Annotated in this window: 11 protein-coding genes; 7 read left to right on the top strand and 4 right to left on the bottom strand. The window is 51.1% G+C overall.

Going from position 1 to position 12,126, the window contains the following annotated elements:
* Positions 1-528: GTP-binding protein (locus D6694_14080; protein ID RMH36071.1), on the bottom strand; the 528-nt coding region annotated here is incomplete at its 3' end.
* Positions 529-530: 2 nt separating this feature from the next.
* Positions 531-758: a ferrous iron transport protein A gene (locus D6694_14085; protein RMH36072.1), complete on the bottom strand. Its 228-nt coding sequence runs from the start codon at positions 756-758 to the stop codon at positions 531-533.
* Between the two features lie 190 nt (positions 759-948).
* Here D6694_14085 and D6694_14090 point away from each other — a divergent pair, with 190 nt between their 5' ends.
* From D6694_14090 to D6694_14115, 6 genes are all read left to right on the top strand, one after another.
* Positions 949-1,680 carry a hypothetical protein gene (locus D6694_14090; GenBank protein RMH36073.1) on the top strand — a complete coding sequence of 244 codons (732 nt, stop codon included), beginning with the start codon at positions 949-951 and terminating at the stop codon, positions 1,678-1,680.
* Positions 1,652-2,077 carry a polymer-forming cytoskeletal protein gene (locus D6694_14095; protein ID RMH36074.1) on the top strand — a complete coding sequence of 142 codons (426 nt, stop codon included), beginning with the start codon at positions 1,652-1,654 and terminating at the stop codon, positions 2,075-2,077. The genes D6694_14090 and D6694_14095 overlap by 29 nt, the downstream gene beginning before the upstream one ends.
* Positions 2,078-2,113: 36 nt before the next feature.
* Positions 2,114-2,455, top strand: a complete 342-nt coding sequence (erpA, locus tag D6694_14100) for an iron-sulfur cluster insertion protein ErpA (GenBank protein RMH36075.1) — start codon at positions 2,114-2,116, stop codon at positions 2,453-2,455.
* Positions 2,456-2,543: 88 nt separating this feature from the next.
* The gene (locus tag D6694_14105) at positions 2,544-3,560 is read left to right on the top strand and encodes an aspartate carbamoyltransferase (GenBank protein RMH36076.1); all 1,017 of its coding nucleotides are present in this window, start codon (positions 2,544-2,546) and stop codon (positions 3,558-3,560) included.
* Between the two features lie 18 nt (positions 3,561-3,578).
* Positions 3,579-4,883, top strand: a complete 1,305-nt coding sequence (hemL, locus tag D6694_14110; GenBank protein RMH36077.1) for a glutamate-1-semialdehyde-2,1-aminomutase — start codon at positions 3,579-3,581, stop codon at positions 4,881-4,883.
* Between the two features lie 9 nt (positions 4,884-4,892).
* Positions 4,893-7,739, top strand: coding sequence for a response regulator (locus D6694_14115; GenBank protein RMH36078.1), 2,847 nt, complete (start codon positions 4,893-4,895; stop codon positions 7,737-7,739).
* Here D6694_14115 and D6694_14120 read toward each other — a convergent pair.
* On the bottom strand, positions 7,687-8,133 hold the full coding sequence (locus D6694_14120; protein ID RMH36081.1) for an HIT domain-containing protein: 447 nt from the start codon (positions 8,131-8,133) through the stop codon (positions 7,687-7,689). The genes D6694_14115 and D6694_14120 overlap by 53 nt on opposite strands.
* A 108-nt stretch (positions 8,134-8,241) precedes the next feature.
* Here D6694_14120 and D6694_14125 point away from each other — a divergent pair, with 108 nt between their 5' ends.
* Positions 8,242-9,999 carry a choice-of-anchor B family protein gene (locus D6694_14125; protein RMH36079.1) on the top strand — a complete coding sequence of 586 codons (1,758 nt, stop codon included), beginning with the start codon at positions 8,242-8,244 and terminating at the stop codon, positions 9,997-9,999.
* Here D6694_14125 and D6694_14130 read toward each other — a convergent pair.
* Positions 9,989-12,112: an EAL domain-containing protein gene (locus D6694_14130; GenBank protein ID RMH36080.1), complete on the bottom strand. Its 2,124-nt coding sequence runs from the start codon at positions 12,110-12,112 to the stop codon at positions 9,989-9,991. The two genes, D6694_14125 and D6694_14130, sit on opposite strands and share 11 nt — an antisense overlap.
* Positions 12,113-12,126: the final 14 nt, after the last annotated feature.

Here is a 12,126-nt window from a genome sequence, read left to right on the forward strand (position 1 = left end):
CATCAGTCTCTCTTGTAAATCCTTTAGTCCGAGTTGTTCTCGTGCGCTGATGGGTATCACTGGACATCCCAGTAACTCAGACAACGCATTCACATCGACTTGAATGCCGTTTTTCTCTGCCAGATCCATCATATTGAGCGCTACCACCACCGGCACGCCCAACTCTCGTAACTGCAAGGTCAGGAACAATCCCTGTGACAAATTCGTCCCGTCCACAACATTGATATAGATCGCCCCTTTTGTTTGTAGAATAAAATCGCGGGCAATCTTCTCATCGATTGACGGAGACTGGCTTGACAGGCTATAAACACCCGGCAAATCAACGAGCCTCACCTCAGTGCCGTCAGCAAGACACCATCGCCCCTCTTTTCGTTCGACGGTCACCCCCGGCCAGTTGCCAGTCTTTTGTCTAGCACCGGTCAAGGCGTTAAAAAGCGTTGTCTTGCCGCAATTCGGGTTGCCGACAAGCACCACTAGATCAGACAACGCGATAGCGGCCGTTGTGTCGGCTTCACAGCAAGCTTTCATGGTCACGCAACGATTGGCTGAGCATACAACGCAGCGGCCACCTGACGGCTTAAGCTGACGCGCGCCCTGCCTTTGGCCAACACCACATCACCACTTCGATTGCGGAGCACAGTGACCACGCTTCCTTCGGACAACCCCATGGCCACCAAGCGGGCACACAAGGATTCTTCAAGGCGCATTTCTGACAAACGCACCTGGTGTTTCTCTGATACTTTGCTCAATGGCGTCATGGCAAACTCAAATCTAAACGCTAATAATTCTCAATACTACTCAATCAAACGTAAAGTCTCAATAGTCAGCCGCAAGTTTAACCGAAACCTCCAGCCACAACTTGATTTGGATCAGACTCCTTTCAATGTTTGTGTTGCTTGTCAATGCGCTTTAACATGATGTCATTCGAATTCGCAAACAGCTGACTCCATGGCTTATCAAGTGGTTCCGAAACGCACGTGGCGATGGTATATCCGTTGGCTTTTACTGGCTGTCATATTGCTCGCAGCCAGTTATGCCTTGGGCCTCGCCACCGCCGCCCAGCGAAAAGCAATATGGCAGGCACAATACACTGAGTTACAGAATCGATTGGCGCATACCCTTGAAGACATGAGCAACATGCGCAGAAAACTGGCACAACTGGAAGCCGAGGCCCAAATGGCGCGCGCCAGCGTAAAAACCAGTCAGGAGGAACTGGAAAAGCTTCAACATGACAAGCAACGTCTTGAGAAGGAACTCGCCTTCTACCGTTCTATCATGGCGCCGGAAAATAACAAGAAAGGATTGACGATTGACTCGCTGGCCATTCGCGCTGGCGACAAACCCCAACAATGGCACTATGAACTCGTGCTCACGCAGGCCAAAAAGCAGGACTGGTATCTTAAAGGCACTGTTAACTTCACAATCACTGGCCGGCAGAACGAGCAGCCGCTGCAATTGTCGGGCAATACGCTGTTTCCTGAGCAAGGCATGATGCCCCGATTTTCTTTTCGATTTTTTCAACGCTTGACCGGTGTCATTCAGTTACCATCCGGTTTTACGCCAGAAAAAATTTCGATCACCGCCACAACACGTGACGGAAAACACAAGACCAGCGCCGAATTCGACTGGTCAGAAATCGAGGAGCCAAACCATGCTCGGAAACAAAAAGAAGCATCGTAAAAAACACTCGGTCGATACACTCATCACCGAAGGCACCGTGATTCACGGAAATATCGAATTTGTTGGCAACCTGTACATTGATGGTGTCGTTGAAGGCAACCTTAATGCGTCTGACGAACATGCGATTCTCACCATTGGTCCACATGGCCGGGTCCAGGGCAACATTCAAGTGCCCCATGTGGTGGTTTATGGCGAAGTGTCAGGCAACATTGAGGCCGCGGGAGACGTCGAATTGATGGACAGCGCAGTGATCTCCGGTGACGTACAATATCAAATGCTGCAAATGGCCATGGGTGCCACCGTAAATGGCAAGTTGATCAAATGCGATCCCAAAGCAATTCATCGTCTCGAGCATCAATCGACAAAGCGTGACAAAGACGGGAACGATGAGGGATAATAACGGCTGAGTCAAAGATGAGGGCGTGCTACAAACATGAATGATGTCAGTCAGATGGTAGAAGTCACCGGAGCAGCCGTACGGAAGGTGAAAGCCTTACTTGCGGAGGAAGAGAACCAGAACCTCAAACTGAGGGTGTTTGTCACGGGGGGGGGTTGCTCTGGCTTTCAATATGGCTTTTCATTTGACGAAAAAATCAATGATGGTGACTTGTGCATCGAAAAGGATGGTATTCATGTCGTCATCGACCCACTCAGCCTGCAATATCTGATGGGCGCTAAAATCGACTACACGGAAGGGTTGCAAGGCGCACGTTTCGTTGTCGAAAACCCGAACGCCACAACAACCTGTGGCTGCGGTTCATCATTCTCCATCTAAAATGTGATGGCTGCGCCGTACGACTTGAGTTTGACGGCGCAAGTCTTCAAAATGTGCACAAAGAAAAATCCACTTGCACGGCACTTTTATGACGCTATTTACTGGACAACATATTCTGAGCGTCGCTCAATTTACCCCTGAACATATTGATGTCCTGTTTAACACCGCTGACAGACTCCTTCCTTATGCGCGTCGTGAACGCGTCACCAATGTGCTAGAGGGTGCCATTCTTAACAGCCTTTTTTTTGAACCAAGCACACGAACGCGCGTGAGCTTTGGCTGCGCCTTTAATTTGCTTGGAGGCCATGTCCGTGAAACCACAGAAATAAAAACTTCAAGCCTAGCCAAGGGTGAGAGCCTGTACGATACGGCGAAAGTGCTGTCTGGCTACAGCGATATCATGGTGATGCGTCATCCTATGGAAGGTTCGGTTCAGGAATTCGCACAGGCCTCACGGGTGCCGGTCATCAACGGTGGTGACGGTTCCAATGAACATCCAAGCCAAGCACTGCTCGATCTGTACACCATTCGGAATGAACTGGCGCGTCATGGCGCCAAAATCCACGGTATGCGCATCGCAATGGTGGGCGATTTGGCGCATGGTCGAACCGTACATTCGCTGAGCCGTTTGCTCAGTCTCTATCGAAATATCACTTTTGTGTTTATTTCTCCAAAAGCGTTGTGTATGCCGATCGAAATCGTCCAGCGGCTTATCGAAGCCGGACATGAAGTGATTGAGACAGAATCTCTGGAAGAAGGGCTGGCCGACGTCGATATCGTCTATCAGACACGAATTCAGGAAGAACGGTTCCCAAGCCAATTGGAAGCCGAAAAATACAAAGGTGCTTACCGTATCAATCGATTCGTCTACTCGCAGTTTTGTCAACCGACGACTGTGATCATGCACCCAATGCCTAGAGATGCTCGACCTAACGCAAATGAGCTTGATGCGGATTTGAATGAGCATCCTAATTTGGCCATCTTCCGGCAAGCAGACAATGGCGTCGTCATTCGCATGGCGTTATTTGCTGAAATTCTGGGTGTGGCCGATCAGGTCGAGTCTAAATCGCGGCCAGTGAATTGGTACACAGGCAAACGTTTTTAACATGACCGAGGAATTTTCATGAGTCGCTCACAAACGCTTTTCGAAGCCGCACGCCAAGTGATTCCAGGGGGCGTCAACTCGCCGGTACGTGCTTTTGGTGCCGTCGGAGGCACGCCTATCTTTATTCAACGTGCCGAAGGGCCTTATCTTTACGACGAAGACGGTCGTCGCTATATCGACTATGTTGGCTCATGGGGCCCGATGATTGTTGGTCATAATCATCCTAAAGTGCGTGAGGCGGTCATCGAAGCGGCCGAAAACGGCTTGAGCTTCGGCGCACCTACCGCGTTGGAAGTGGAAATGGCGAACACTTTACAAAGGCTTGTGCCATCCATTGAAAAAGTTCGCATGGTCAACAGTGGTACAGAAGCCACGATGAGCGCCATTCGGCTAGCGAGAGGCTATACCGGCCGAAATGACATCATCAAATTTGAGGGTTGCTATCACGGCCATGCCGACAGCCTGTTGGTGAAGGCCGGCTCCGGGGCCTTGACCTTCGGTCAGCCCAACTCCCCCGGCATTCCGGAAGCCTTCGCCCGCCACACGCTGGTGGCTCGCTACAACGATCTGGACTCTGTTGAAGCCCTACTCAAATCGCGAGGCGATCAGGTGGCCGCCATCATTGTCGAGCCGGTCGCTGGCAACATGAACTGCATCCCGCCGACACCTGAATTTTTGCCGGGCTTGCGACAGTTATGTGATCAATACGGTGCGCTGCTCATCTTCGACGAAGTGATGACTGGGTTTCGCGTCGGCCTAGGCGGGGCTCAATCACGCTACGGCGTGATGCCCGATCTCACCACGCTTGGAAAAATCGTTGGCGGTGGCATGCCGGTTGGCGCTTTTGGTGGACGGGCCGATATTATGGCCCAGTTGGCCCCCGAAGGGCCGGTGTACCAAGCGGGGACTCTCTCTGGCAATCCGGTTGCGATGGCGGCCGGGCTTGCCATGCTGCAACTCGTTCAAGCGCCTGGCTTTTATGAGAAGCTCGAAGCTCGCTGCGCTGAGCTACTGCTCGGTCTGAGAACCGCTGCCAATCGCGTGGGCATTGATCTGCACACCACACAAGTCGGTGGTATGTTCGGGCTCTTCTTTGTCCAGTCTGGGTTTACCGGTCGAATGCAGTATTATGAGCAAGTCACACAGTGTCGAACAGAAATGTTTTCCCGCTTCTTTCATTTCATGCTCGAACAAGGGGTTTATTTAGCACCATCGGCTTTTGAAGCAGGCTTTGTTTCTTCCGAACATGACGCTGACATCATTGGTGCTACAATTGAAGCAGCTGAAAAAGCATTTCATCGCCTTCGTAAGGAGACCGAGTAATCACACGATATGGAAAGCCAGCCCACTTCAGAGCAAGTCACACAGTCAAAAACGCTTTCCCTGACGCATCGTTTGGGCTGGTTGACCCTATATCTTGTCTTGGCTTATGCCACAAACTGGAGTATCAACTACTTCAATCTAGGGCAGTGGCCTATCCTTTTAGGTCATTTTTTTGCGTTTCTCGCCTACCTCCATATTGGAACGCTGCCTGCCCTACTGGTTTCAGTAAGCTCAGGGCTGGCCATGTGGCCAAGCGCCTTAACGTCACTTCCACCGATTGAACTCCTGATCATCATCACCGTGCATGCCTGGCGGCCCGTGGCGTTTGGCACGCTCGTGTCAATCCTTGCCGCAGTGTTCCTTCCGCTACTGCTGTTGTTGCAAATTTTTTTCGAGCCGCTGCCGGGCCGTACCGAAACCGTGATGACCGGCATGGCCATAGAAGGCCTCGTGCTTGTCTTGTCCGCCTATCTTGCCGAAGCCTTCTCGAAGCTTCCATTTTTTCGCGACCGCGCAACCTCGTTTCGCAGTCACCTTACCGAATACTTTACATTGTTTAGTGTGCTTCCCGTGGTTTGCCTACTGATTTGGTCGACCACGTCTTATAGCCAGAAAATGACAAGGCAATTTCATGAGCAACTCCGCAGCAGCCAGCAGCTGAGTTTAGAACGAATCCAGCAGTACCTCGACAACTATTCGCACATCTTGGCTGCGGTCGCTCCTGCTGTGGCGACTGAGGCACACCCTTCCGAGCTGCGGACATACCTCACAGCGATTCATGGCGAATTTCCCGGTTTTAAGACGTTGTTCATCGCCGATTTCAAAGGACAACTGCTCGCCACATCTCCCGATCTCATCAAGAGAGGATTCGGGAAGTCTAACTTATCCGTTGCCGATCGCGCCTATTTCAAAGCCGCTGCCGTCAGCCAGAAGCCCTACATCAGCCAGGTATTTCGAGGACGCGGTCCGGGGCAAAAACCTATTGTCGTCATCAGTATTCCATTACTGAGGGACAATGGCGCATTTGCTGGCATCATCGCTGGGTCACTTCAATTGGAAAGCCTAAAACCACTGCTTCACCAGCCGACAGCAGACAGCACAGTGGCTTTGATTGATGCCACTGGCCACATGATTGCTGCGGTTGGTCCTGATGCCCCAGAAAGCCTTACTAGTATCCCGTCTGATTCCTCCTTGGCGCTGACACGAATGCATACCAATTATTTTGGTCATGTTGCTCAGGATGACGCACTGGTTGGTATCACAACCCTCCATGGGCCAGGCTGGAAATTGACCCATATTCAGCCATTACACACCACGATCTATGAAATCAATTTATACACGCTGATCGTTTCTGCCATTGCTTGGTTGTTTGTCCTTGCCAGTCGAGGATTGGCGCACCGATTGGCACAACAAATTGCCAAACCACTCGAGCAGCTTCAATCCACCGTTGAGAAAATCCGGCCCAATAAACCTCTGGTGCAGCTTGAGCTGGACAACAAGACACCGGCTGAAATCACTCGACTCGCGAAAACTTTAAACCAGACTCTGCATGAGCTGGAGGTGGCACGTCTCAAACTAAAGCACGTAGCCAGTGAAAAAACTGAACTCTACGAACAACTACAGCGGCAAAACCGGTCGTTGGACGAAATCATCAAGGAAAAGACGGAAGCCTTGCTGGCCGCAAAACAAGAGGCGGAAACACTGGCCGCCAATCGGAGCACCTACCTAGCCACCATGTCGCACGAAATCAAAACACCGCTCAGCGGCATTCTCGGTATGCTCTATCTGTTTGAACGCGATAACCTTACTGATGAACAACGTGAACAGATAGAAACCATAGAGCATTGCGCCCAATCATTGTTGCAATTGATCAACGATATTCTTGAGAATGCCCGAATGGAATCAGGGGCGATGCGCTTAAATTGGCAAGTACTGGATGCTCAAGCGCTCTGTGAAGAAGTCACCAGACTGTTTCAGTCGAACGCCAAGGCGAAAGGTCTCAAGCTCAGCCACCACATTGCTCCGGAAATCCTCGACTTACCTCCGATTCTTGGTGATGGACAGCGCATCAAACAAGTTTTGTCAAATCTGCTGTCGAATGCCATTAAGTTTTCGGACCAAGGAGAGATTCGTCTGGTGCTGACACGCTATCGGACAGAATCGTCAAAAGTGTGGTTAAAATTTACGCTCATTGACCAAGGGATTGGCATACCAAAAGCGCATCTCGATCGAATCTTCAAACCCTTCGAGCAAGTCGATCAGAAAGGTGAGCCAGCACACCATGGCAGTGGTCTTGGACTTGCCATTTCACGAAAACTGGCCATACTCATGGGAGGACACCTGGAGGCAGACTCGGTGCCAGGCAAAGGCACGAAATTCAGTCTTCTGGTGCCAGTCAAGTTCGTTGATCAAGCGCATGACAAAGAATTCTCTCATCTATCCACAAATGCGCGCATTTTGGTTGTCGAAGACAATGTTGTGAACCAAAAGATTCTCAGTTCCATCATCCGCAACCAAAATCTCGAGTGTAACGTGGTGAACAATGGCCGGGAATGTCTGACTGCATTAGCCAAAAACACCTACGATCTCGTTTTTATGGACTGTCAGATGCCGGAAATGGATGGCTTCGAGGCAACAAGGCGTATCCGTGAATCCGCTTCGTCCTACGCAAACATTCCAATTATCGCTGTGACCGCACATGCCTCAGCGCTAGATAGAGAACGTTGCTTAAGCGCGGGAATGAACGAACACATCGGGAAACCCTATAGCCTCGATCGAATCAAGGAGATACTCGCCCAGTTTCTCACGGTTTCGGGACAGCCCTCTGATCGTGCTGCGCAATCAACTGACGAATAATCGCCTGCCCAATTTCCATCCGTGTTTTTTGTGTGGTTTCTGTCATCGGCTCTGGTGCGCCTTGACACCAAATTGGATTTGGCCAGGCGGCATCATGATGAAAACGAACAACTAGGTGCACATGCAACTGTGGCACCTGATTGCCTAGTGCAGCGACATTCAACTTATTGCCAGAAAGGGCCTTCATAAGCGACTCGCCAAAGTATGCAATCTCATCTTGAAGCAGGATTCGGTCGGCTTGCGACAGTTCGTATACTTCGCGAATATTCGGCCGCCTCGGCACCAAGATAAACCACGGGAACCGCTCATCATTCATCAGCAAAACATGACTAAGTGGTAAATCACCAACTGTAAATCCATCTCTGGCAAGCGTTGGATGCAATTCAAATCGCACTGTCATTTTAACATCCCCTTTGGTTCGTCTGTTGAGTGGGGCCAATGTCACCACCGTAAAACAGTGCTATAGTCTAACGTAAATCGGCTAGCGAATACCGTAAGTTCGATGAAATTTCCACACGTTCTGCTGTTCATTTCGTTTAGTACGTGGTTAGGGCTTTGCGAGGCACATCATGCAGGCCCTCATCCAATCCTTTATGTGGCCGAACACGGCACTGACCAGGGCAGTTGTCACGACCCAAAACATCCCTGCCAATCGCTGGACTATGCCTTGCGCCAGGCTGGCAAAGGTGATCGCGTTCAGGTCGCGACCGGCACCTACCCGGTCTCGGAAAACAGTTTGTTCTACCTGTTCACCGGAGCGATTGACGTCGTCGGAGGTTATCGGGCCGATTTCTCGGGTAAGGCAAAAGATAAGACGCAACTGACAGGTGTGCCGGCAAATCTCCGTGCGGCGCTTGCGAAGAAAGGCTTTAGAATTATCCGCGACAGAAAACGTGCCCCTTCAGACAGCGTAACTGCTGCAGTCAATGTGTATCAGAGGCTGCAAAAGCCGATCGTTCAGGGGCAGCTGCCTTGCCGCAATGGCTTTGCTGGTGACTTTCCATGTCACAATGTTGATCTTGTGGCGCGCATACCACTTTCTGCCATGAGCAGCCATCCCACCTCTACCAATGATATCTGGGGATTTGTCGATCTTAACCAGCAACGCGAATATGCCCTGATAGGTCTTGACAATGGAATCGCTATTTTTGATCTGTCGACACCGGAATCGCCGAGAGAAGTCATCAGCATTCCCGGCACCTCATCCATCTGGCGAGACATCAAGGTCTACCAGTATTTCGACCACAACGCACAACGTTACCTGGCCTATGCCTATGTCACCACCGAGGCAAACCAAGGGCTTCAAATTATTGATCTCAACCAACTTCCCGACACAGCAAAGGTCGTCAATACATTGATGGATTTTAAGCGTGCGCATAATGTGAATCTGAGTGCCGTTGACCCGGCCACTGGTCTTGCCACCAATCCGCAAACGGCCTTACTTCACATTGCGGGCGCCGACACAGCCGGCGGTGTTTTTCGCCTCTATCGGCTTGATGACCCTGTACATCCCTCGCTCGTCGCAACTGGTGCCTCGTCAGGAAGCTACATGCATGATAGCGCTGGTTTTTGGATCACAGCTGAGGATCCAAGGAGCGCACAGTGCGCTGCAGGACAAGGTCCCTGTCATCTGCTCGCGGATTTCAGTGAAGACAGCATTGATCTGTGGGACATCACCACGCCATCACAACCTAAACTATTGTCTCAAACCAGCTACGCCGGGGTTGGTTATGTGCATTCCGGGAGTTGGTCTCAAGACGGCCGCTACTTGTTTGTGCAAGATGAGTTGGACGAAGTGCAGTACGGGCAGCCGACAACATTGCGCATCTTCAACATGGATGACCTCGTCCGCCCGGTGCTGGCTGGCCAGTACCGTGGCACAACGCTCGCCATTGATCACAACGGCTTCGCTGTCGGGACACGCTATTACATGTCCAACTATCGCCGAGGGCTCACCGTCTTGGATATCTCCGACCCGCTGCAACCAACGGAAATCGGTTATTTTGATACCTTTCCCGTTCCAGCGGAAAACAGCGCTCAATTCGATGGGGCCTGGGGCGTCTACCCTTACCTGCCGAGCGGACATATTCTTGTCAGTGACATCGCCAATGGACTGTTTGTTGTGAAAGTCGTTGAACAAAACCCTGTGAATCCACCGCCTTCTACACCTTCACATTCGTCGGGCGGTACAATGGATTGGTTAACCCTTTTATTTTTTTTGCTGGCGGTAACCTGTCACAGGCCACCCGTTAAGTCTTAAGCCATTTGGCTTCAATGACTTCCTTAGGCGCCGGGCGGCCGTAAAGATAGCCTTGGAAATAGCGGCAGCCCGCTTGCTCTAGCCATTCTGCCTGTTGCGGATTTTCAATGCCTTCAGCAACAACGTGCAACCCCTTGACATCAGCGATGTCAATCACGGCCCGAACGATGGTCTGATCCACTTTCGAGTTGAGCATTTTGTGCACAAAGGCGGCATCAATTTTCACAATATCCAACGGCAGGCGGCTTAAATAATGCAGGCTTGAGTAACCGGTACCAAAATCATCCACGGCGACCGCAAAGCCGATTTCTCGCAGCTGCGCCAACGTTTGGCTAGCTCTGTCTACCTGTTCGACTAACGAGGACTCTGTGATTTCCACGACAATAGCACGCAAGGCGCCCGATGGCTGACGAACATATGGCTGAAACGAATCAACAAAGCCCGCTTGACGCAACTGTCGTGAAGACAAATTGACACTTATATAACCCGAGAATCCAAATTTCGCTTTCCATAAATCCAGCTGTTCTACCGTTTTGCGCATGACGTAGTGGCCTATTTCGCATATAAGATCCGATTCCTCTGCCACTGGAATAAATTTGGCCGGCGATATCAAACGGCCGTCATCGCTTCGCCAGCGAACCAATGCCTCAAAACCAGCTACAGCTAGGTTCCCGGATGTCACAATGGGTTGATACCACACTTCCAGTTGCTCAAGCTCTAAAGCTCGACGGAGTCCCGTTTCGATTTCAAGGCGAGCCTTCGCTCGCTGCTGCATTTCGCGGGCAAAAAATTGCACCTGATTCCGACCGGATTCCTTGGCGTGGTACATCGCAATGTCGGCATTTTTCAATAATGTCTCTGCGTCACTGCCATCCCCCGGATAGACGGCGATGCCAATACTGAAAGTGGTCCTCACATGATAGCCAGATAACTCAAACGGATGGCTCATCACCTTTCGAATCTTTTCGACCACGGTCGAAATGGCGCCAATATGTCCGAGATGCTCCAGAATAATGACAAACTCATCGCCACCGATCCGCGCAATGGTGTCATCATCTCTCAGCACACTGCGTAAACGATCCGAAATCGCCACCAGCAGCTGATCACCGACGCCATGACCAAATGAGTCGTTAATTTGTTTGAAATTATCCAAGTCCAGAAACATCAGCGCGACTGGCAGGTGCTCCCGTTTGGCCGATTCGATCGCATGCGACAATCGGTCGAAAAAGAGCGCCCGATTTGGGAGTTGCGTTAAAGGGTCATAATTGGCCAGATAAACTAGCTCCTCTTCGGCCGCTTTTCGCTCACTGATGTCGGAAAATACAATGACATATTGACGTTCCTTGAGGGCACTTTGCTCATCAATGACACTCATATTGACCCAAACCGGCAATGTGCGCCCCGACGCATTATCAATCCAGATCTCACCTTGCCAATGTCCCTGCTGGTTAAGCAAACGCCAGACCTTACGGTAATGACCTGACGATTGGCGCGATGATAGCAGCCGCTCAACCCGATGATAAAACAAATCTTCAATGGCTAAGCCAAACAACCGACAAGAGGCCTGGTTTGCTTCAATGATACGACGCGATGCATCCAGCACCAGTACCCCCTCGGCAGTATGTTCAAACGCCTTTGCCAACAGCCGCAGCCGCTCTTCTTGTGCCCGCTCGGCCGTCACATTACGATACGTGCCACTGACCCGCACTGCCATGCCGGATGCATCCCGTTCCGTTGCCTGCCCCCAGACAGCAAGCCAGACAGTGCCTCCCGGCATTTTGACGCGATAGGCTGTGTTATACATCTGCGAATGCCCAAAGAGATGATTATTCCAATCTCTTATCACGCGCAACCGGTCATCCTCATGAATACTGGCCAGCATAGCAATGACGGTTATGCGAGTTGGTATATCGGTGCCAAGCAATAACTTGGTATCCTGAAACTCAAAAGCGTCCGCCGACGCCTCCCAATTCCAATCCCCTTGGCCGCTGGCCCGCATGGCCAAACGAAGTTTCTTCTCACTCGCCCGAAGGCGTTCAAGCATCGCCTGCCGCTGCTGCGAAATGTGCCAACGATACCACCCGAACCATCCCAAAAAGGCACTGGCCAGCAAAAGATAGACTAAGA

It is taken from the genome of Gammaproteobacteria bacterium (genome assembly GCA_003696665.1).
In the GTDB taxonomy this organism is placed as follows: Bacteria; Pseudomonadota; Gammaproteobacteria; order Enterobacterales.

Coding starts and splice junctions, on each gene's coding strand:
- D6694_14085 (RMH36072.1), bottom strand. CDS start 758: ATGACGCCATTGAGCAAAGTATCAGAGAAACACCAGGTGCGTTTGTCA.
- D6694_14090 (RMH36073.1), top strand. CDS start 949: ATGGCTTATCAAGTGGTTCCGAAACGCACGTGGCGATGGTATATCCGT.
- D6694_14095 (RMH36074.1), top strand. CDS start 1,652: ATGCTCGGAAACAAAAAGAAGCATCGTAAAAAACACTCGGTCGATACA.
- erpA (RMH36075.1), top strand. CDS start 2,114: ATGAATGATGTCAGTCAGATGGTAGAAGTCACCGGAGCAGCCGTACGG.
- D6694_14105 (RMH36076.1), top strand. CDS start 2,544: ATGACGCTATTTACTGGACAACATATTCTGAGCGTCGCTCAATTTACC.
- hemL (RMH36077.1), top strand. CDS start 3,579: ATGAGTCGCTCACAAACGCTTTTCGAAGCCGCACGCCAAGTGATTCCA.
- D6694_14115 (RMH36078.1), top strand. CDS start 4,893: ATGGAAAGCCAGCCCACTTCAGAGCAAGTCACACAGTCAAAAACGCTT.
- D6694_14125 (RMH36079.1), top strand. CDS start 8,242: ATGAAATTTCCACACGTTCTGCTGTTCATTTCGTTTAGTACGTGGTTA.